Below are 19,694 nucleotides of genomic sequence, written 5' to 3' on the forward strand. Positions count from 1 at the left end.
GCGGTTGTTTTTTGAGTGCGGGTCAGCGTATGGGTGAGTCAGGGATAGCGGATAACGTGCGGGAGGAGGGGCGTTTGCAGCGGACGTGCGGGTTGGGCGTAGGACATGGTGACACCTGGGCTCGTTTGTTTTTATGTGGCGGAGACTAGCCTGATTTGTCTGTCATCGTACAACTGTGGGAGTGGCGCCGCAATGGCTTTTTGCACTTGTGGCGGGAGGTATGGACTGATGCAAAGAGGGCGATTCGTCGCCAAAGCCCGTGCGCCGATTGGCAAGCCCCAGGGTATGCCATCAGCAACGCGCGCTCTGCCGCGAAAAGAGCAGTGGATCGCTAGATCACGTACGGAGGCTATTCATCGCCATAAGGGCTCAGGAGGCTACCTGCGTCCATAACGTAATTGCCTCGGTCGGCTTCCAGCCGATATTGGAGGTGTGTCTCTGGGTGCATTTGTACACGTTGCCCAGATAAGTCACGCGATCGTCCACCTCGTAGAGCTCGCCAGCCTCGATCCACTCTGGCGCTCCTGGAGTGCCCTCAGTGCTGACGTTCAATTCGTTGCTGGCGGGTGAGTACTGCCCGAGTGTGTCGATCGCCTTCACTACATAACGATAAGCAGTGCCAGGTGCCAGGCCGTGGTCAGTGAACTCCAGCGTGCGCTGAGGCAAGCGCGCAACTTCTTCGCCATTACGATACACCAGATACAATATGCCTTTACTGCTGGTCGAGCCCGTCCACATAAGACTTACGGAAGTTTCGGTTTTTGCCATTGCGTGCAAGTTCGCCGGCGCTGTCGGTGGTGGAGTATCACCCTCGGCGCTCCAGGTCCTGACCGTCAATATACTGCTGGGAAGTGACTCGCGTCCCAGGTTGTCGGTCGCTGATATGAAGTAAGTGTATTCAGTGTTTGCTTGCAGTTGCGTATCTAGATATTGCAGTTCGGTCTGATCATTTACCACGACATGACCCACTCCATCGCGATAGAGGGTGTATTTTTCAATCTGGCTACCGCTGCTCGCCGTGGAGGCCAGCCAACTCAAGCCGATGGTCGATTTTGATACATTGCTGGCAGTCAGCCCTTGTGGGGCAGTGGGCGCCTGACCTTCGCTCGTGCCCGCAAACTGCAGGTCGATGACCTGGTAGAAGGCTGCGCCAGTATTGGCGACTTCCCATACCGCCAGCAGCACGTGATAGCCCTCGCGTCTGGGCAGCAGTACCTCGTGCACCGTCGGGTCGGGCGGTGTCAGTGCCACCGTATGAGCCCAGTGCGGGTCAAGGGCGTATTCCACCTTATAGAAAGGCGACTCCTCGAAATGTGCGCGCTTGAGCGGTTGCGAGGAGTCCCAGCCGGGCTTGGTGAGGAAGTAGTTCCACCGTCGGGTGGTGTGAATGGCGTGGTATGACCAGGATACGGTGAGTTTCTCCCCAGAACGTACCTCGTGCTTTTGCCAGTCTGGGCGCGGTTCGTCGAGTATGGCGGCAGCTGCATAGCCCGCACTGGCAATCTTGCCATCAGCGGGGGGCGTGCCGTTGACCGAGTCTTCTGTACCGATGGCGTCCTCCAGTCCGCTCTCATAGCGGGGGAAGAACTTACCGGCCTCCAGCGAATTGGGGATCGAGTCGTCGACCAACAGGCCTTTTTGCCGTGCGAAGACGGCTCGGGACTCAGGCAAGGTTACGCGTCCGTGGCGCGGAGAAATATTTTTACCAGACATTGAGATCAACTCCACTCTTGCGAATAAATAAATGGACAGGATGCGGACAAATAAACGCACTGCGTAATAGTGCAGAGGAAGACTTAAAGTTGCCGGCAAGTGGCAGACTAGCAGAGGAGGTAGAGAGGGCAAGGCGGGAGGATAAATATTATGATGTAAATAAATATTGGTGTTTCAATGTTTTAAAACTTTAATTTCATCGTGTAACGGTTTTTTCGTAATGTTGTTTTGATCAACTAAAATATTCAAGATTAAGATAGGGATGGGCGTAGAAAGGGGCAGGTCGCGATAGCCTTCCAAAGATCGCTATCGCGCACGCCGGGCTATCGCGCACGCGGCGCGAAATGCCCTTGGGCTACAGGGAGGGCGTTGACTTCAGGCCTGCACCGTGTGGCGCTTGGGCAACGGTATGCCCCGGCCCATAGACTGCGGCAGGTTCCGGAAACAGCTTCAGCAACAGGCCATACAGCAGCGCCGCCAGCCCCAGGGTTACCAGCAAGCTGATATCGATGCCATCCGCCAGATTGCCCAGCGGCCCGACGAATTGCCCCGGCAAGTTGACGAAGCACAAGCCCACCAGCGCGCTCGGGATCCAAGCCCCCAGCCCGCGCCAGTTCCAGCCATGGTTGAACCAATAACGGCCACCGGTCTCGCCGCGCGTGAACACTTGCAGGTCCTGCGGGCAGTACCAGCCGCGGCGCACCAACAGCCCGATGAGCATGATCACCATCCACGGTGTGGTGCAGGTAATGATCAGCACCACGAAGGTCGATACGCTCTGCACCAGGTTGGCGGCGAAGCGGCCGATAAAGATGAACGCAATCGACATCGCCCCAATTAGCAGCGTCGCCTTGACCCGCGACAGCACTCGCGGGAACACGCTGGACATGTCCAGGCCCGTGCCATACAGCGCCGTGGTGCCGGTGGACATGCCGCCGATCACCGCCAGCAGGCACACAGGCAGGAAGAACCAGGTCGGCGATACCGCCAGCAAGCCACCCACATAGTTGTTGTTGGTGATGTAGTCCGGCGCCTGCGCCGCGACGATGGTCGCGGTCGCGAGGCCGAATACCGAGGGCAGCAAAGTCGCCAGTTGCGCCAGGATCACCGCACCCAAGATGCGGCTCTTGGCCGTGGTGCGCGGGATATAGCGCGACCAGTCACCCAGGAAGGCGCCGAAGGAGATCGGGTTGCTCATGGCCACCAGAGAGGCGCCGATGAACGCCGCCCAGAAACCTGCCTGGCCGTGGGCGAGACTGCCGGCGAAGTTGACGTCGAAGCTGGGGGCGAACGCCACGATGCCCAGCAGGAACAGCGCGCTGGCCGTCCATACCGCCACCTTGTTGACCCACAGCATGAAGCGAAAGCCATAGATGCACACGGTCAGCACCAGCAGGGCGAACAGGCCGTAAGTCAGCGCCAGTGACAGATCATTCTCAGGCAGCCCGACCAAGCGCTTGGCGCCGCCGACCAAGGCATCCCCCGAACTCCACACCGACAGCGAGAAGAACGCGATGGCGGTCAACAGCGACAGAAACGAGCCGACGATGCGCCCGTGCACGCCGAAATGCGCCCCCGAGGACACCGCGTTGTTAGTGCCGTTGATAGGGCCGAACAGGCCCATGGGCGCCAGAATGACTGCGCCTACCAGCGTGCCTAACAGGATCGCCGCCAGCCCGGCCTGGAACGACAGCCCGAACAACACCGGGAAACTGCCCAGCACGGCGGTGGAAAAGGTGTTGGCGCCGCCGAATATCAGTCGGAACAGGTCCAGCGGGGTGGCGGTACGTTGATGGTCCGGAATCTGTTCGACGCCGTTGGTTTCGATTTCATTGATGCGCTGCGCATTTTTATTGTCGTGCATGATCAGCTCCGAGCATGCGGTGGATTGGTGGCAGTGTTTTTTGGGTGGGGCGTTTTTTATTAGGTCTGTGGTGAATGGGCCGGCCTCTTCGCGAGCAAGCTATGCTCCCACAGGTGTACGACGTACCACTGTGGGAGCAATGCTTGCCCGCAAAAGCGATTTCAAGACCGAAACCGATGCATCAGCGGTGCACGACCCCTGGCAGCACGCAGAGCATTTCGTACAGCAGGTTGGCACCCAGCAAGGAGGTATTGCCGGTGGTGTCGTAGGGCGGCGACACTTCCACCAGGTCGCAGCCGACCAGATCCAGGCCCTGGCAACCGCGGATGATCTCGATGCCCTGAATGGTGGTCAGGCCGCCGATTTCCGGGGTCCCGGTGCCCGGCGCCCAAGCCGGGTCGATGCCGTCGATATCGAAACTCAGGTACACCGGGCCGTCACCGACCTTGGCGCGCACTTCTTCCATCAGCGGTTTGAGCGACTGGTGCCAGCACTCCTCGGCCTGGACCACGCGGAAACCCTGCTTGCGGCTCCAGTTGAAATCCTCGGCGGTATAGCCCTGGGCACGCAGGCCGATCTGGACCACGCGATCGCAATCCAGCAAGCCTTCCTCGACGGCGCGGCGGAAGGTGGTGCCGTGGGCGATCTTTTCGCCGAACATATGATCGTTGACGTCGGCATGGGCATCGATATGCACCAGTCCGACCTTGCCGTGCTTCTTGTGAATGGCCCGCAGGATCGGCAGGGTGATGGTGTGGTCGCCACCCATGGTCAAGGGGATCACATTATGTTCGAGGATTTCGTCGTAGGCTTCTTCGATGATCCGTACCGAGTCGAGAAGATTGAACGTGTTGATCGCGACGTCGCCGATGTCGGCCACTGACAGCGAATCGAAAGGCGCGGCGCCGGTGGCCATGTTGTAGGGACGGATCATCACCGATTCGGCGCGAATCTCGCGCGGCCCGAAGCGGGTGCCGGGGCGCAGCGAGGTGCCGATGTCCAGTGGAATGCCGACAAAGGCTGCATCCAGACCTGCGGCGCTCTGCAAGTGCGGCAGGCGCAGCATGGTAGCGATACCGCCAAAGCGCGGCATTTCGTTGCCACCCAGGGGTTGGTGATAGATTTTTTCCACGGCTGATATCTCCCATCTCAAGCTTGAGGCCCGTTCAGGAACGGGCACGCATCGCCGGAGTCTGGGCATTGCGGGGAAAGGGAAGAATCGCTGTCGAGAAATACTTAGTTCAGGATTTTCTGAAGTAAACTCCGCCCCGAGGGAGTTCGCTCCTTCCATCGTGTCAGCGCCATTATCGTGGCTGACTCACCGTTATCGGGGGCGAGCCCCCTTGCTAGAGGGGTTATGATGGGTAACGCGCTGCCGGATCTGAAGCTGCTGCGAATTTTCGTCAGCGTCGTGCGCCATCAGGGGTTCGCCACCGCCCAGCAGGAGCTGAACCTGTCGACCTCGGCGATCAGCACCTACATGAGCCAACTGGAAACCGCGCTGGGGATCGTCCTTTGCCACCGCGGCCGCGGGGGGTTCAGCCTGACCAGCAAAGGCGAGCTGTTCCACCAGGAAACCCTGCGCCTGTTGGCTGAAATGGAAGGCTTCGAGCAATACGCCGCGGCGCTCAAGGGCGAATTGCGCGGTACGCTCAATCTGGGTGTGATCGATTCCACCGTCAACGATCACTCCTTGCCGCTGGCTGAAGCCATCGGTGCCTATAGTCAGGAGCATCCGGCGGTGCACTTGCACCTGTCGGTACTCAGCCCCTATGAATTGCAGCTGGCGGTGCAGGACAATCGCCTCGACCTGGCCATTGGCGCGTTTTCGACGCGCATGAGCGGGCTGGTCTATCAGCCGCTGTATCGCGAACAGCATTGGTTGTACTGCAGCAGCCGTCATCCGCTGTTCAGCGAGCGGCGCATTCCACCACAGGTGATCACCCAGCAACGCATGGTCGGGCGCGGTTACTGGAGCCAGGCGGAGCTGGCGCGTCATGGTTTCAAGCACAGCGCGGCGACGGTCGACAGCATGGAGGCGCAGCTGATTCTGGTGCTCTCCGGCGCCTATGTCGGCTACTTGCCGGAGCACTACGCCCAGCCCTGGGTCGATAAAGGCGATTTGCGCGTGCTGTCGCCAGCGACCTTCGGCTACCAGGCACCCTTTACCTTGATACTGCGCCGTGGCCGCAGCCGCGAGCCCTTGATTCAGACATTCCGTGATCTGCTCAAGACTCAGCTCATTCAGGTCTGACGATGTGTATCGACACCGTTGGCCCTTTCGCGAGCAGAGCTCGCTCCCACAGGTGCTCACGCTCCAGTGATTTGCTTGGTTTTGAATGAAAGTGTCGCCGCGACAAGCGCAATTTGCCCCGACAGGGAGTAGCCTTGTGATCGGCATGGTGCTGGAGTGTTACATGAGGTCTGGTTTTATTCTGGTCATTGCGACCTTCGCCTGTTTCACCCTGGCTCAGGCCCACGCTGTAGAAGCGCCTGAAGGGCCGGTGCTGCCTGTGCCGCAGAGCCCGACCGCGGCGGCCGCAACCCCTTATCCGCAGGTCTCGACACAGGCAGTGTTGACTGGCAGCCCGCTCACTGACAGCCAGCCAGCATTGCCACCGATACAAGTGCCGACGCCACCTGCCCGCGAAGCCGCCAGTACCCCGGATACCGGGGAGGATGCCAACAAGAGCAAGCCACCTGGGGGCTGATGCCGTCAGTACTGGCCTGCTCGGTCAGCGCATTTCCCGGATCACGACACCCGCTGCCCATCCGCCATGCGCAAGCGCTTGGACATCGACACCGCCAACACGCGGATGATCTTTGCGCCCACCTTGGGCACATCGTTGAGCATTTTTTCCAGCGAGTCCTTGCCCAGGTTCAACAGCTTGCAGTCCTGCGCGGCGATACAGCTGGCCGAACGCCGTTCGCCATCGAGCACCGCCATCTCGCCGAATGCGCGGCCTTTGCGCAAGGTCGCCACTTCCACTTGCTTGCCTTCGCTGTCGGTCTTCTGGATCGACACCTGGCCGTAGTGAATGATGCACATGAAGGTGCCGGCATCGCCTTCGCGAAAGATCGCTTGATCCTTGGCGACGTCGACGATGCTGAAATAGCCCGAGGCTACCTTCAGGTCGTCAGGATGAATCTGCACGAACATGCCGCAGTCCATCAGCATGTCGCGAATTTCGTTGTTCAGGTAGGTCGGATCAGGCATGGCATCAGGTCTTTGCTATGGGTGAAAACCCCGGGGCGAACGCCGAATCGCCCGCAGGGTAGTAGGAATTTATACCAGCTCGAGCACCTTGAACACGAATCCATACTCCAGTGCCACATCTCGCAGGCCCTGATAGCGCCCGCTCATGCCGCCGTGCCCGGCACCGAGCTCGGTCTTGAGCAGCAGTAAGTGATCATCGGTGCGGGTGGCGCGCAACTTGGCGACCCACTTGGCCGCTTCCCAATACTGCACGCGGCTGTCGTTGTAACCGGCGATCACCAGCATGGCCGGATACGCCTGGGCGCTGACGTTCTCATAAGGAGCGTAGCTCTTGATGCGCGCATAGACGTCAGCTTCTTGTGGATTTCCCCATTCGTCATATTCGGTGACCGTCAGCGGCAGGTCCGGGTCGAGCATGGTGTTGAGCACGTCGACGAACGGTACTTCGGCAATCGCTGCCCGGAACAGTTCAGGGCGTTGATTGAGCACCGCACCGATCAGCAGGCCACCGGCACTGCCTCCGCTGATCACCAACTGGGCGGGGCTGGTCAGTTGCTGCTCGATCAGGTGCTCGGCGCAGGCGATGAAGTCGCTGAAGGTGTTGGCCTTGTGTTCCTGCTTGCCGGCGCGGTACCACGCTTCGCCTAGCTCGCCGCCACCGCGTACGTGGGCGATGGCGAAGGCGACGCCGCGCTCCAGCAGGCTCAAGCGAGCATGGGAGAACCACGGATCGAGGCTCTCGCCGTAGGCGCCATAGCCATAGAGGTACAGCGGCGTAGCGGTGCCCACGGTATCGCGGCGCTGCACCAGGCTGATCGGCACTTGAGTACCATCGGCTGCGGTCGCCCACAGCCGCTGGCTCAGGTAATCGTCGGCGTTGAACGGGCCGAGCACCGGGGTTTCCTTGAGCACCACTTGGGCGCCGTCGGCGAGGCTGAGCTGGCGCACCTGAGCGGGGCGATTGAGGGCCTCGTAGCGCAGGCGGATGCGGGGGTTGTCGAATTCCAGGCTGTCGGAGATATACAGGCTGTAGGCCGCATCCGGCAGTTGCACGCGATATGCGGCGGCGCCCTGCGGGTGCACCTCGATAATCGGCAAGCCACCTTCGCGCAGGCTGAGGCTATAGGCCCGGGCATTGAGGGTGACGCCTTCGAGCATGCTGTCCTGACGGTGTTCGATCAGGGTTTGCCACTGTTCGCGGCCCGGCACCTGGCCGGTGTCCGCTGCCTGGTAGAGGGCGAAGTTGATGCCGGCCTGGTTGCTGCGGATAAACCAGGTCCACTGGCCTTCGAGCTGGCCGTGGTCGGGGTAGTACTCGTGATCCTCGACCCGCGGCGCCAGGCAGGTGAAATCGCCCAGCGGTGTCTCGGCGTCCAGCACCCATGCTTCACTGGTGGTCTTGCTGTTGAGCAGCAGGATCAACTGGCGCTCGGAGCTGGCGCGGTAGCAGTGCAGGAAGAAGCGCCCGTCGGTTTCCTCGAACACCGGCTCGGCGATGTCGCTGCCCAGGCGATGGCGATACAGCTTCCAGGGGCGGTGGGTATCATCCAGTTCGCCGAAAAACAGGGTCTGGCTGTCGTTGGCCCAGGTCATGCTGCCATCACATTGCTCGAATGGCAGCTCGGTGATCGCGCCGCTGCTCAGCTCCTTGATGTACAGGCGATAGGTTTCCTCGCCGTTGGTATCGAGGCTGTAGGCCAGGCGCTGTTGGTCCGGGCTGATGCTGAAGGCGCCCAGCGAGAGGAAGCCGCCTTCGGCCAGCACGTTGGGGTCGAGCAGCAACTGCTCGTGCTGTTCGTCGACGGTCGGCGAGTCATCGGCCGGGCGCGGGCAGCGGTAGTGGCGAGCGTATTCATCGCCGGCGGTGGTGCGGGTGTAGTACAGCCAAGGGCCCCAGGGCGAGGCGAGCGACAGATCGGTTTCGCGGATCCGGCCTTTGATTTCTTCGAACAGCTGCTCGCGCAATTCGGCTTGATCGGCCAGTTGCGCTTCCTGATAGGCGTTTTCGGCCTTGAGGTAGTCGAGCACGGCATCGGTATCGCGCTCTTGCAGCCAGGCATAGGGATCGTCACCCGCGGCGCGACGGGCGATGGGAGGCAGGGGGGGTGTAGAGGCCATGAGGATTCCTGAATTATCTGAAAGTCGAGCGCCTGGGATGGGCTTGCAATGATGGCGTTCATACGGGCCTCTTCGCGGGCAAGCCTTGCTCCGACACCTGTACGGTGCGGGACCTCATTGCACTGTGCAAGCAAAGCTTGCTCGCGAAGAGGCCATCAGCAGCACCACGACGCTCTCGGGGAAGCTTTGCTTCCATAAAGCCGTTATCATAAGCGTCTCTTTGCCAGCCTTACCACGGACACCATGACCGAGCACGATTATTTCCTCGCCTGGGGCATCTACGCTATCGCCGCTGTCGGCTGCTTGTTGGTCTGGTTTCGCCTGACCCGCTGGATGTGGCGCTATCTACGCGAGCCGCTGCGCGTGCTGGCACTGGTGCTGCTGGCCACGCCGACCATCGTCGATCCGCTCAAGGAGCTTTACGCGCCGGCCATCGCCATCACGGCCCTCGATCTGCTGGTCAAGGCAGGTAACAACATCCTGCAGGCCGCGTCCGACCTGGCCATGTATGGCATGTTCGCCTTTGGCCTGTACCTGATCTTCGTGCTGATTCGCTGGCCGATCGTCAGTGCCTCGCGCCGACGCAAGGCCGAGCAGGCGGTCGCCGCCGAGCGTCGCGCCGCCGAAATCAAGGCCGAGGAAGAGGCCCAGGAACGATTCGAGGCACGCGGCGAGCGCCGTCCCGCTGCGGCCAATACCGGTTATCGTGTAGAACCGCGCCTCTAACGCTGATTGCGAGAACCCGCACATGTGCGAATTGCTGGGCATGAGTGCCAACGTTCCGACCGACATCGTTTTCAGCTTTACCGGGCTTATGCAGCGCGGCGGCCGCACCGGGCCGCACCGCGATGGCTGGGGCATCGGCTTTTACGAAGGCCGCGGCCTGCGGCTGTTTCAGGATCCGACCGCCAGTAGTGAATCGCAAGTCGCACAACTGGTGCAACGTTACCCGATCAAGAGCGAAGTGGTAATCGGCCACATCCGCCAGGCCAATGTCGGCAAGGTGTGCCTGGCCAACACTCACCCGTTTGTGCGCGAGATGTGGGGGCGCAACTGGTGTTTCGCCCACAACGGCCAGTTGGCCGACTTCAACCCGGCAGTCGGCTTTTATCGGCCGGTGGGCGATACCGACAGCGAGGCAGCGTTTTGCGATCTGCTCAACCGCATCCGCAGTGAATTTGCCGAGCCGGTCAGCCTCCAAGCGCTGCTGCCGGTGCTGGTCAAAGCCTGTACCGAGTACCGCAGCCAGGGCGTTTTCAACTGTCTGCTGAGCGACGGCGATGGGCTGTTCAGTTTCTGTTCCAGCAAGTTGGTGCACATCACCCGGCGGGCACCTTTCGGCCCGGCGCGCCTCAAAGATGTGGACATGATCGTCGATTTTCAGGCCGAGACCACGCCCAACGATGTGGTCACGGTGATCGCCACCGAGCCACTGACCGAAGACGAGATCTGGCATCGCTACGCCTCGGGCGAATGGCGCCTGTGGCGCGGTGGTGAATGCACAGACCATGGCCAGACAGCGGTTATCGAATAGGGAAGCTCCCATGCTGCGAAGTTACGCGCGCTTGATTCTGTTTACCTTCGGCCTGCTGGTGGGCGTGCAGGTGCCCGGTTTCATCAACGATTACAGCCATCGGGTCGAGGCGCATCTGAACGAGGCGCAGCAGAGCCTCAAAGGTTTCAATGACACGGCCAACCAGTTCTTCAACGGTAATCTGCAGGCGCTGGTCGAGCATTATCGCAGCAGCGAAGACCCGGTTTTCCGCAGCGACGCTACCAGCATTGGCACCTTGGCCAGTCGTCAGGCCGCGCTGGATGCCGAGTGGATGGCGCTGCAGGGCCCCTGGTATCAGAGAGCCTGGCACGTGATCACCGCCGCCGATCCGGCGATTCTTGACGAGACCGCCAATGGCTACAGCTACCAAGTGCTGCTGGCGCCCGAGGCCATCGCCTGGGGGATGGCCTGCGCGTTCCTGCTGGCGTGGCTGATCGAAGGGTTTATCGTTCTGCTGGACTGGGCGTTTGCCGGTGGGCGGCATCGGGGCAAGATCAGCAAGCACGAGAGCTGGCGCTGAGCCTGACCCGCTCCCACAGGGGCTGCGTTATTTGGCCAAATAACGCATCCCTTCCTCCAGGCCGCGCAAGGTCAGGGGATACATCTGGTCCTCGACCAACTCCCGGATGATCTGCGTCGAGGCGGTATAGCCCCAAGTGTCCTTCGGATATGGGTTGATCCAGATCAACTTCTTGAATTTCTCCCTGAAACGCTGCATCCACACATACCCGGCTTCCTCGTTCCAGTGCTCGACGCTGCCGCCTGGCTGAGTGACTTCATAGGGCGCCATGGCCGCATCGCTGACGAAGATAACTTTGTAATCGGCGCCGTATTTGTGCAGCAGGTCCTGGGTGGAGGTGCGCTCGGAGGTGCGCCGCAGATTGTTCTTCCAGACCGATTCATAGATGAAGTTGTGGAAGTAGAAATACTCCAGATGCTTGAACTCGGTCTTGCAAGCCGAGAACAACTCTTCGCACACCTTTACATGGGCATCCATCGAGCCGCCGATATCGAACAGCAGCAATAACTTTACCGAGTTGCGTCGTTCCGGTCGCATCTGGATATTCAGCAGGCCGGCATCGCGAGCGGTGTGGTCGATGGTGCCATCGATGTCCAACTCATCGGCCGCGCCTTGGCGAGCGAATTTGCGCAAGCGCCTCAAGGCGACCTTGATGTTGCGAGTGCCGAGTTCGACTTGATCGTCGAGGTTCTTGTACTCGCGTTGATCCCAGACTTTCACCGCCTTGCCCTGGCGCTTGCCGGCATCGCCAACGCGGATACCTTCGGGGTTGTAGCCCCCCGAACCGAACGGACTAGTGCCGCCGGTGCCAATCCATTTGTTGCCACCGGCGTGGCGTTCTTTCTGTTCTTCAAGGCGCTGCTTGAAGGCGTCGATCAACTGGTCGAGGCCGCCGAGGGATTGAATCTCGGCGCGCTCCTCGGGTGTCAGCGAGCGCTCGAACTCCTTGCGCAGCCAGTCTTCCGGAATCAGTGCCTCGAGGTGTTGATCGAGATTTTGCAGGCCATTGAAGTATGCCGAAAACGCCCGGTCGAACTTGTCGAAATGGCGCTCGTCCTTGACCAGAATCGCCCGCGACAAATAGTAGAACTCATCCATGTCGGCAAAGATCACTCGCTGTTGGAGAGCGTTGATCAAGTCGAGCAACTCGCGCACCGACACCGGCACCTTGGCGGCGCGCATTTCATTGAAGAGGTTGAGCAGCATGGCCGTCGCCCTTTGGCAGAAAATCGAAAGTCAGCGGTTGCCGCGACGGCTCATGAACGCGAGGCGCTCGAGCAACTGCACGTCCTGTTCGTTCTTCACCAAGGCGCCTGCCAGGGGCGGGATGGCCTTGGTGGGATCGCGCTCGCGCAGGACCGCTTCGCCGATGTTGTCGGCCATCAACAGTTTGAGCCAGTCGACCAATTCCGAGGTGGAGGGCTTTTTCTTCAGGCCCGGCACCTTGCGTACATCGAAGAACACGTCCAGCGCCTCGCTGACCAGTTCCTTCTTGATGTTCGGGTAATGCACGTCGACGATTTTCTGCAGTGTGATGCGATCGGGGAAGGCGATGTAATGGAAGAAGCACCGGCGCAGAAAGGCGTCCGGCAGTTCTTTCTCGTTATTGGAGGTAATAATGATGATCGGCCGCTGCTTGGCCTTGATGGTCTCGTCGATCTCGTAAACGTAGAACTCCATCTTGTCGAGTTCTTGTAGCAGGTCGTTGGGGAACTCGATGTCGGCCTTGTCGATTTCATCGATCAAGAGGATGACCCGGTCTTCGGATTCGAAGGCTTCCCATAACTTGCCCTTCTTCAGGTAATTGCGCACATCGTGGACTTTGTCGACGCCCAGTTGCGAGTCGCGTAGGCGGCTGACGGCATCGTATTCGTAGAGGCCCTGATGGGCCTTGGTGGTCGATTTGATGTGCCAGGTGATCAGCCGTGCGCCGAAGGATTCGGCCAGTTGCTCGGCCAGCATGGTCTTGCCGGTGCCGGGTTCGCCCTTGACCAGCAAAGGCCGTTGCAGAGTGATGGCTGCGTTGACCGCCAGTTTCAGGTCGTCAGTGGCGACATAAGCGGCTGTGCCTTCGAATTTCATCGGTGCAACTCCGGTCTTGTTGAATGAATATTCCCGACTATAACGCGGGGGCTAAATCATGGGAACGCGACACCGTCTATGTGGCCGCACGCGCGAGCTCGCTCCCACAGGTTTGACGTTGCTACCTGCTATTTATCAGCACTTGGCGGCGCTTGTTCATATCGGGCATTGAACGCTTGCACGAACCCATTGCGCAGGATCTCCCAGAACGCCTCCAAGGCGCTGATATCCTGGCGGTGCACATTACCGCTGAGGTCCACTCGGGTGGCGAACTGGTTTTTGTTCTGGTTTTTCAGCAGCGTCTGCGAGCCGCCGACAATGGCTTCCCAGATGGAACGGAAAATGCCCTTGTCCTTGTTCTCGACATCCTGCTGCCAATTGAACACATCGACGTTGTGCAGCAGCGGTTTGATATAGCCGCTCAGCTGAGCCTTCTTGGCATCGGCCTCGATGACGATATCGCCGGTGCCCGCATTGAAGTCGAACTTGCCATAGGCGCTGGAGAAGTCATTGAGCCTGCGCAGTTCGATGCCTGTGGCGCGCAAGCGAAATTCGAAGTCCTCGAAGTTGCTCAGCGGATCGAAGGTCGCTGTGGTTTCCACCGGCGCCTGGCCGAACAGCTGGGCCTTGGCCGTGAAGCGCGCGTCACGTTTGCCTTGTACATCCACCACGTTGGTCAGGTTATAGACGCTGGCATTGACCTGGGTGGCCTGCAGATCGACCGGTGGCTTGGAGGTGAAGTTACGGAAGCTGATCTTGCCGTCGTCGATGCGCACCTCGTTGAGGGTAATCGGCAACAGCTTGCCCAGTTGTGCGCGCCAGTCGGTGCCGCTACCGGTCTGCGAGGCTTGCTTGTTGGTGCCGCCGTCGACGAAGTTGAGCGTCGGACGCACAAACTCCATCTCGGCCACCACGGCATGGTCGTACCACAGCGAATGCCAGCTCACCGACAGATCGATCAACGGTGCGTCCAGCAGCGGCACGGGCACCTTGCCATCGACCTTGGTGATCTGCAGGCCGTTGATCCGGTAGGCGCCGCGCCACAGCGCCAGGTCGACGTCATCGACATGGCCATGGTAGTCGCCCATGCTCGCCAGCTTGTCATTGAGGTAGTTGCGCACCACGTAGGGCAGGGCGATATGCACCACGGCCAGGATCAACACCAGACCGACAAGGGTCCACATGGGCCAGCTGTAGCGACGTTTCATGACCAGGTTCTCGTGAGATATGGACGGTTGACTGCGGGGCACGCTATCGGTTCGCCGCGACTGGACTCGTTCGCGTGGCAGGCATACCCTTGAGTTTTGACGCTGATGCATAAGGACCCGTCCCATGAGCCGCATTTTCGCCGACAACGCGCATTCCATCGGCAATACGCCGTTGGTGCAGATCAACCGCATCGCCCCGCGGGGCGTGACCATCCTGGCCAAGATCGAGGGGCGCAACCCCGGTTATTCGGTCAAGTGCCGGATTGGCGCCAACATGATCTGGGACGCCGAAAGCAAAGGTCGGCTCAAGCCCGGCATGACCATCGTCGAGCCTACCTCCGGCAACACCGGTATCGGCCTGGCCTTCGTGGCTGCTGCGCGGGGCTACAAGCTGTTGCTGACCATGCCGGCGTCGATGAGCGTCGAGCGGCGCAAAGTGCTCAAGGCGCTGGGAGCCGAGCTGGTGCTCACCGAGCCGGCCAAGGGCATGAAGGGCGCGATCGACAAGGCCGCCGAGTTGCTGGCCAGCGACCCTGACAAATACTTCATGCCGCAGCAGTTCGAGAACCCGGCCAACCCGGCCATTCACGAGAAGACCACGGGCCCGGAAATCTGGAACGATACCGACGGCGCCGTGGATGTGCTGGTGGCGGGGGTCGGCACCGGTGGGACCATCACGGGCATCTCGCGCTACATCAAGCACACGCAGAAGAAGTCGATTCTCTCGGTGGCCGTGGAGCCGATCGGTTCGCCGGTGATCACCCAGGCGCTGGCGGGCGAAGAAATCAAGCCGAGCCCGCACAAGATCCAGGGCATCGGCGCCGGTTTCGTGCCGAAAAACCTCGACCTGTCGATCGTGGACCGTGTCGAGCTAGTGAGCGACGACGAGGCCAAGGCCATGGCCCTGCGCTTGATGCAGGAGGAGGGCATTCTCTGCGGCATTTCCTGCGGCGCGGCCATGGCGGCGGCGGTACGCCTGGCGGAGAAGCCGGAGATGCAAGGCAAGACCATCGTGGTGATTCTGCCGGATTCGGGTGAGCGGTATCTGTCGAGCATGCTGTTCAGTGATTTGTTTACCGAGGCTGAGTTGCAGCAGTAGTGATGTAGGCAGGGTTGGCCCCTTCGCGGGCAAGCCTTGCTCCGACAATGCTCGCGCTGTGGGAGCGAAGCGGGCTCGCGAAGGGGCCGGCACAGGCTGCTCCATTGACCCAAATCACCCACCCCGTCGCCACAGGTGTTCCCCCGCTGCAATCGGGTTTATCATGGTGGACTGCCTTTTCGTGGAGTCCACGCATGACCCTTTCTCTCGCCGCCAAGCTACTGGTGCTGCTGATTTTCGTCGGCAGCATCCTGTACGTGCATTTGCGCGGCAAGGCGCGGCTGCCGGTGTTGCGCCAGTTCGTCAATCATTCGGCATTGTTCGCGCCTTATAACGCCCTGATGTACCTGTTTTCCAGCGTACCTTCCACGCCATATCTGGACCGCAGCAAGTTCCCCGAACTCGATGTGCTCAAGAACAACTGGGAAACCATCCGCGAAGAGGCCATGCACCTGTTCGACGAAGGCTATATTCGCGCCGCCGCCAAGGACAACGATGCCGGATTCGGCTCGTTCTTCAAGAAGGGCTGGAAGCGCTTCTACCTGAAGTGGTACGACAAGGCCCTGCCATCCGCAGAGGCGCTGTGCCCCAAGACCGTGGCGCTGGTCAACAGCATCCCCAACGTCAAGGGCGCGATGTTCGCCTTGCTGCCAGGCGGCAGTCACCTCAACCCGCACCGCGACCCGTTTGCCGGCTCGCTGCGCTATCACCTCGGCCTGTCGACGCCCAACTCCGATGCCTGCCGCATTTTCGTCGACGGCAAGGAATATGCCTGGCGCGACGGCGAGGACGTGATGTTCGATGAGACCTATGTGCATTGGGTCAAGAACGAGACTGACGTGACCCGAGTGATTCTGTTCTGTGACATCGAGCGGCCGCTGTCCAACCGTATCATGGGACGTGTGAACAAGGCCGTGAGCGACTTTCTCGGTCGCGCTACTGCACCACAGAACACCGACGACGAACGCGTGGGCGGTATCAACCAAGCCTATGCCTTCAGCAAGCGCTTCAGTAATGGCTTCAGCGCCAAGGTCAAGGCCTTCAAGCGCCGCAATCCCAAGGCCTACCGCGTGTTGCGGCCAGTGCTGGCGGTGGTGGTATTTACGGCTGTGGGCTACTGGTTGTTCGGCTGACACCGCCCATACCCTAGTGGCAACGCGCAAGCCCGCTCCCAAAAGGGGGGAGGGGGCGGCGTGATTCAGGCGAGGATTGCCGCACCCGCCCGCGCTACCTGCACGTCATCCTTGGACGCCACGCCCGACACTCCCACCGCACCGATGACCTGACCGCCGACGATCACGGGCACCGCGCCTTCGAGGCTAGTGAGCACCGGGTTGGACAGGAACGAGGTGCGCCCTTCGTTGACCATCTTTTCGTACTTGCTCGACTCGCTGCGCCCCAAGGCCGAGGTCCGTGCTTTTTCGGTGGCGATGTACGCTGTGCTCGCAGCCGCGCCATCCAGGCGCTCCAGGCCCAACAGATGGCCACCATCGTCGACCACTGCGATAGTCACTGCCCACTGATGTTGCTGCGCCTCCGCGCGGGCGGCAGCGAGGATGCGGGTGACTTCGGTATGGCCGAGAATCAATTTACTCTGCATGGGAAGAGGCTCCATCTAGGGAAACGGCCATCATTGGCTTTTTGCGCGCGGGCTGTCCAGTGTCGATCCGTTGATCGAACCGTACGAAAATATTCCCATAGGTGTAAGTCGCCTGCCCTATGGGCTTTCAGTCCAATGGCGGGGATTTAGCAAGGCTGAGTGTTCCATGTATTGATCTGTGTCATGAAAATGGCGTCAAACACACTTGAATGAATTGGTAAAAAAAAGACACAATTCGGATGGATGTCTTCAGGAGCTGTGATGCGAGGGATATTTCGCACCTGGGAAATACCACTGGAAGCTCGACTGTATGATTGATCTGCATGTGCGCACGGCCACCCTTGAGGACGCCGCCGCGCTGCTCGCCCTGCAAGCTGGCCCGCCTGATGTTTCACGGCGCGAGCTTGCCGAGCTGATACAACACACCCTCAAGCTGTACCCCTTTCTGGTGGCAGAGCAGGCAGGCCGCGTGTTGGGTTATGCCTATGGCGCTGCGCACCGCTCACTGATGGCGCTGCGCTGGTCAGTGGATGCTCGCGTCGAGGTCCCGGGGCAGGATCCCGACGTAGCCGCTGCGTTGTATAACAGCCTGATTCGGCACTTGGGTGAGCAAGGCTTCATGGCGATTTACGCTGCGGTGTCGGTGCATGACAGTGACAGTGCCGATTTGCACAAGCGCTTGGGGTTCGCCCCGATCGGCGTGCACCAGAGCATCGACGTGCACTGCGAAGCGGACTACTGGTGCATGACCCTCGCGGCCAGCCCGGCGCGCGAAGAGCCGGTATCGTTCAACGTGCTGCAGCGACGCCTGGAACTGTGCGGCCGCTGAGCGGTGGGCTGTATTTCAGGCCCCTTGCGGCGCGCTGTCGCTGCGCACCTGGGCGTGGCTGATCAGGGCGAAGATGAAACTGCCGCCGATGATGTTGCCCGCCAGGGTCGGCCCGGCGAAGTGCGCCCAGAATTCGCCCCAGCTCAGTTCACCGGCCCAGACCAGATACGACACCTCTGCCGAGCCCACCACGATGTGGGTGAAGTCTCCCAGCGCCATCAGGTAAGTCACCATCACGATCAGCCAGATCTTGCCATCCTTGACCGAAGGGATGATCCACACCAGCGTGGCGATCATCCAACCCGAGATGATGCCCTTCGCGAACATCGGCCAAGGCGCGTTCTCCATGACCTTGCGGCCGATTTCAAGGAAGGCTTGATCGGTTTTGCTATCGAAGATCGGCAGGTGCAGCATCACGTAGGACACCAGCAGAGTGCCCATCAGATTGCCCACCAGTACCACGCCCCATAGCCGTAACAGGCGGCCGAAGTTGTTCAGCGTCGGTTTGGTCATCACCGGCAGCACGGCGGTCAGGGTGTTTTCGGTAAATAACTGCTGGCGCGCGAGGATCACCGCCAGGAAGCCCGCGCAATAGCCGAAGCTGGCGATGACCTTGAAGCCTTCAGCGTCCGGCAGCCGCGAATTGAGCAAACCCATGGCCATGAGCGACAGGCCCATGGTCAGCCCCGCCGCCAGCGCGGACCAGAACAACGCCGCGAAACTGCGTTCCAGCTCATGATCACCCTGGCTGCGGATGATCTCGTGCAGCACCGCCGCCCGGGCAGGCTGCTGTTCGTTGGCTTCCTTTTTCTCGTCCTTGGACAAACCGGGCGTTTCGCCGTCCTTGTGAGGCTCGGGGGAGGTATCGGGTTGTGGCCTGGAGTCCATGCTGAATCCTTGAACGCTGAAGTCATTCGGGGTTCTAGCACAGACTCTGGCAGTGGCGAGTTAGTTGCGTCAGCCGGCGCCTATATCCGCATTGACCTTGAACAGCTGGCGAATCGCTTCAGCATACTGTCGGTTACCGACGATCATGCTGTTGTTATGGGTGCCGCCTGGGATCAGCAGCAGCTTCTTGGGCGCCATGGCGGCCTCGAACAGTTCTTCGCTCAAACGCGGCGGGATGTATTGATCTTCAGTGCCGTGCACGATCAGTACCGGAATGCCGACGTCGGCGATCTTGTCGATGGAATCGAATTTCTCCGACAGGATCCAGCGCACCGGCAGCGAAGTCTTGATCACCGCCTGGGCGGCGGCGCCCATGTCGGTGAAGGTCGATTCGATAATCAATCCCGAGGCCTTGGGCAGGTCGTCCTTGTCGATCTGTTCGGCCAGGTCGATGGCGATCGCGCCCCCCAGCGAATGGCCGTAGATCATGCGTTTGCCGGCATCGGGTTGCAGTTGTACCAAGCGTTTCCAGGCGGCCTGGGCATCCTGATAGACGCTGCGCTCGGAAGGCAGGTCGCCGGGGCTCTGGCCAAAGCCGCGGTAGTCGATGGCCAGCACCGCGAAGCCCATGTTGTGCAGGGCGGTGATGCGGCCCAATTGGGCGGTCAGGTTCCAGCGCATGCCGTGCAAGTACAATAGGGTCGGCGCGTTACTGCCGCGTGCCGGCCACCACCAGGCGTGCAGGTACTGGTTGCTGCTGAGGGTCTTGTCGATCGGGATGTCGAGTTCCTGCATGCCGGCGGGTATGCCGGTGAACCACCCGGCATTGCCCGGCTCGATACTGAAGATCAGCTCCCGCTCCTTGTGGACCAGCTGCGAGCAACCGTAAGGCAGGCCGACGCCGATGAACAGCGCCAACAACAGCCAAGGCAGCCAGCGACGGCGTTTGATGGGGGCGGCAGGTGTGGGCATGGCGCGGGCCTGGTACGGGGGGATGGCTT

The 19,694-nt window shown here is 60.6% G+C and carries 19 protein-coding genes; 8 read left to right on the forward strand and 11 right to left on the reverse strand.

Annotated elements, in window-relative coordinates:
- Window positions 1-369: 369 nt before the first annotated feature.
- From LIX93_RS16575 to speB, 3 genes are all read right to left on the reverse strand, one after another.
- Window positions 370-1,713 carry a lytic polysaccharide monooxygenase gene (locus LIX93_RS16575; RefSeq protein WP_226505134.1) on the reverse strand — a complete coding sequence of 448 codons (1,344 nt, stop codon included), beginning with the start codon at window positions 1,711-1,713 and terminating at the stop codon, window positions 370-372.
- Window positions 1,714-2,068: 355 nt separating this feature from the next.
- Window positions 2,069-3,577 (reverse strand): cytosine permease, encoded by a 1,509-nt coding sequence (locus tag LIX93_RS16580; RefSeq protein WP_226505135.1) that lies wholly within the window; start codon window positions 3,575-3,577, stop codon window positions 2,069-2,071.
- Window positions 3,578-3,758: 181 nt separating this feature from the next.
- Window positions 3,759-4,709, reverse strand: a complete 951-nt coding sequence (gene speB, locus LIX93_RS16585) for an agmatinase (protein WP_226505136.1) — start codon at window positions 4,707-4,709, stop codon at window positions 3,759-3,761.
- A gap of 228 nt (window positions 4,710-4,937) precedes the next feature.
- Between speB and LIX93_RS16590 the strand changes: the two genes are divergently transcribed.
- Window positions 4,938-5,831 carry a LysR family transcriptional regulator gene (locus tag LIX93_RS16590; protein ID WP_226505333.1) on the forward strand — a complete coding sequence of 298 codons (894 nt, stop codon included), beginning with the start codon at window positions 4,938-4,940 and terminating at the stop codon, window positions 5,829-5,831.
- A 163-nt stretch (window positions 5,832-5,994) separates the two neighbouring features.
- On the forward strand, window positions 5,995-6,288 hold the full coding sequence (locus tag LIX93_RS16595; RefSeq protein ID WP_226505137.1) for a hypothetical protein: 294 nt from the start codon (window positions 5,995-5,997) through the stop codon (window positions 6,286-6,288).
- 41 nt (window positions 6,289-6,329) lie between these two features.
- Here the strand turns inward: LIX93_RS16595 and LIX93_RS16600 are convergent, their stop codons facing one another.
- Both LIX93_RS16600 and LIX93_RS16605 read right to left on the reverse strand, forming a co-directional pair.
- Window positions 6,330-6,794 carry a cyclic nucleotide-binding domain-containing protein gene (locus LIX93_RS16600; RefSeq protein WP_226505138.1) on the reverse strand — a complete coding sequence of 155 codons (465 nt, stop codon included), beginning with the start codon at window positions 6,792-6,794 and terminating at the stop codon, window positions 6,330-6,332.
- Window positions 6,795-6,863: 69 nt separating this feature from the next.
- Window positions 6,864-8,912, reverse strand: coding sequence for a S9 family peptidase (locus tag LIX93_RS16605; RefSeq protein ID WP_226505139.1), 2,049 nt, complete (start codon window positions 8,910-8,912; stop codon window positions 6,864-6,866).
- Window positions 8,913-9,155: 243 nt separating this feature from the next.
- On the opposite strand from LIX93_RS16605, the gene LIX93_RS16610 reads away from it, so the two are divergent.
- The 3 genes from LIX93_RS16610 to LIX93_RS16620 are packed head-to-tail and all read left to right on the forward strand — an operon-like array spanning window position 9,156 to window position 10,987.
- Window positions 9,156-9,638 carry an MFS transporter gene (locus LIX93_RS16610; RefSeq protein WP_226505140.1) on the forward strand — a complete coding sequence of 161 codons (483 nt, stop codon included), beginning with the start codon at window positions 9,156-9,158 and terminating at the stop codon, window positions 9,636-9,638.
- Window positions 9,639-9,660: 22 nt separating this feature from the next.
- Entirely contained in the window at window positions 9,661-10,446 is a 786-nt protein-coding gene (locus LIX93_RS16615) for a class II glutamine amidotransferase (protein WP_226505141.1), read from the forward strand.
- A 10-nt stretch (window positions 10,447-10,456) separates the two neighbouring features.
- The gene (locus LIX93_RS16620) at window positions 10,457-10,987 is read left to right on the forward strand and encodes a DUF2937 family protein (protein WP_226505142.1); all 531 of its coding nucleotides are present in this window, start codon (window positions 10,457-10,459) and stop codon (window positions 10,985-10,987) included.
- Between the two features lie 27 nt (window positions 10,988-11,014).
- Here LIX93_RS16620 and LIX93_RS16625 read toward each other — a convergent pair whose 3' ends face one another.
- From LIX93_RS16625 to LIX93_RS16635, 3 genes are all read right to left on the reverse strand, one after another.
- Window positions 11,015-12,193, reverse strand: coding sequence for a VWA domain-containing protein (locus tag LIX93_RS16625; protein WP_226505143.1), 1,179 nt, complete (start codon window positions 12,191-12,193; stop codon window positions 11,015-11,017).
- Window positions 12,194-12,223: 30 nt separating this feature from the next.
- Window positions 12,224-13,069, reverse strand: coding sequence for a MoxR family ATPase (locus LIX93_RS16630; protein WP_226505144.1), 846 nt, complete (start codon window positions 13,067-13,069; stop codon window positions 12,224-12,226).
- Window positions 13,070-13,197: 128 nt separating this feature from the next.
- A complete protein-coding gene (locus LIX93_RS16635) occupies window positions 13,198-14,277 on the reverse strand; it encodes a DUF748 domain-containing protein (protein ID WP_226505145.1) in 1,080 nt (359 codons plus the stop codon).
- 124 nt (window positions 14,278-14,401) lie between these two features.
- Here LIX93_RS16635 and cysK point away from each other — a divergent pair, with 124 nt between their 5' ends.
- Together cysK and LIX93_RS16645 are read left to right on the forward strand one after the other, a co-directional pair.
- Window positions 14,402-15,376, forward strand: a complete 975-nt coding sequence (gene cysK, locus LIX93_RS16640; RefSeq protein ID WP_226505146.1) for a cysteine synthase A — start codon at window positions 14,402-14,404, stop codon at window positions 15,374-15,376.
- A 194-nt stretch (window positions 15,377-15,570) separates the two neighbouring features.
- The gene (locus LIX93_RS16645; protein WP_226505147.1) at window positions 15,571-16,509 is read left to right on the forward strand and encodes an aspartyl/asparaginyl beta-hydroxylase domain-containing protein; all 939 of its coding nucleotides are present in this window, start codon (window positions 15,571-15,573) and stop codon (window positions 16,507-16,509) included.
- A 65-nt stretch (window positions 16,510-16,574) separates the two neighbouring features.
- Here the strand turns inward: LIX93_RS16645 and LIX93_RS16650 are convergent, their stop codons facing one another.
- Window positions 16,575-16,976 (reverse strand): heme-binding protein, encoded by a 402-nt coding sequence (locus LIX93_RS16650; RefSeq protein ID WP_226505148.1) that lies wholly within the window; start codon window positions 16,974-16,976, stop codon window positions 16,575-16,577.
- A 310-nt stretch (window positions 16,977-17,286) separates the two neighbouring features.
- Here LIX93_RS16650 and LIX93_RS16655 point away from each other — a divergent pair, with 310 nt between their 5' ends.
- On the forward strand, window positions 17,287-17,805 hold the full coding sequence (locus tag LIX93_RS16655; protein WP_226505149.1) for a GNAT family N-acetyltransferase: 519 nt from the start codon (window positions 17,287-17,289) through the stop codon (window positions 17,803-17,805).
- 15 nt (window positions 17,806-17,820) lie between these two features.
- On the opposite strand, the gene LIX93_RS16660 is transcribed toward LIX93_RS16655, so the two are convergent.
- Both LIX93_RS16660 and LIX93_RS16665 read right to left on the reverse strand, forming a co-directional pair.
- A complete protein-coding gene (locus LIX93_RS16660) occupies window positions 17,821-18,693 on the reverse strand; it encodes a formate/nitrite transporter family protein (RefSeq protein ID WP_226505150.1) in 873 nt (290 codons plus the stop codon).
- Between the two features lie 69 nt (window positions 18,694-18,762).
- Entirely contained in the window at window positions 18,763-19,665 is a 903-nt protein-coding gene (locus LIX93_RS16665) for an alpha/beta fold hydrolase (protein ID WP_226505151.1), read from the reverse strand.
- Window positions 19,666-19,694: the final 29 nt, after the last annotated feature.

This window comes from Pseudomonas sp. MWU16-30317, assembly GCF_020515695.1.
Lineage (GTDB): Bacteria > Pseudomonadota > Gammaproteobacteria > Pseudomonadales > Pseudomonadaceae > Aquipseudomonas.

Bases quoted from the DNA above. Each gene is read 5' to 3' on its own strand.
- LIX93_RS16575 (WP_226505134.1), bottom strand. From the start codon at position 1,713: ATGTCTGGTAAAAATATTTCTCCGCGCCACGGACGCGTAACCTTGCCT.
- LIX93_RS16580 (WP_226505135.1), bottom strand. From the start codon at position 3,577: ATGCACGACAATAAAAATGCGCAGCGCATCAATGAAATCGAAACCAAC.
- LIX93_RS16590 (WP_226505333.1), top strand. From the start codon at position 4,938: ATGGGTAACGCGCTGCCGGATCTGAAGCTGCTGCGAATTTTCGTCAGC.
- LIX93_RS16595 (WP_226505137.1), top strand. From the start codon at position 5,995: ATGAGGTCTGGTTTTATTCTGGTCATTGCGACCTTCGCCTGTTTCACC.
- LIX93_RS16600 (WP_226505138.1), bottom strand. From the start codon at position 6,794: ATGCCTGATCCGACCTACCTGAACAACGAAATTCGCGACATGCTGATG.
- LIX93_RS16605 (WP_226505139.1), bottom strand. From the start codon at position 8,912: ATGGCCTCTACACCCCCCCTGCCTCCCATCGCCCGTCGCGCCGCGGGT.
- LIX93_RS16610 (WP_226505140.1), top strand. From the start codon at position 9,156: ATGACCGAGCACGATTATTTCCTCGCCTGGGGCATCTACGCTATCGCC.
- LIX93_RS16615 (WP_226505141.1), top strand. From the start codon at position 9,661: ATGTGCGAATTGCTGGGCATGAGTGCCAACGTTCCGACCGACATCGTT.
- LIX93_RS16620 (WP_226505142.1), top strand. From the start codon at position 10,457: ATGCTGCGAAGTTACGCGCGCTTGATTCTGTTTACCTTCGGCCTGCTG.
- LIX93_RS16625 (WP_226505143.1), bottom strand. From the start codon at position 12,193: ATGCTGCTCAACCTCTTCAATGAAATGCGCGCCGCCAAGGTGCCGGTG.
- LIX93_RS16630 (WP_226505144.1), bottom strand. From the start codon at position 13,069: ATGAAATTCGAAGGCACAGCCGCTTATGTCGCCACTGACGACCTGAAA.
- LIX93_RS16635 (WP_226505145.1), bottom strand. From the start codon at position 14,277: ATGAAACGTCGCTACAGCTGGCCCATGTGGACCCTTGTCGGTCTGGTG.
- cysK (WP_226505146.1), top strand. From the start codon at position 14,402: ATGAGCCGCATTTTCGCCGACAACGCGCATTCCATCGGCAATACGCCG.
- LIX93_RS16645 (WP_226505147.1), top strand. From the start codon at position 15,571: ATGACCCTTTCTCTCGCCGCCAAGCTACTGGTGCTGCTGATTTTCGTC.
- LIX93_RS16650 (WP_226505148.1), bottom strand. From the start codon at position 16,976: ATGCAGAGTAAATTGATTCTCGGCCATACCGAAGTCACCCGCATCCTC.
- LIX93_RS16655 (WP_226505149.1), top strand. From the start codon at position 17,287: ATGATTGATCTGCATGTGCGCACGGCCACCCTTGAGGACGCCGCCGCG.
- LIX93_RS16660 (WP_226505150.1), bottom strand. From the start codon at position 18,693: ATGGACTCCAGGCCACAACCCGATACCTCCCCCGAGCCTCACAAGGAC.
- LIX93_RS16665 (WP_226505151.1), bottom strand. From the start codon at position 19,665: ATGCCCACACCTGCCGCCCCCATCAAACGCCGTCGCTGGCTGCCTTGG.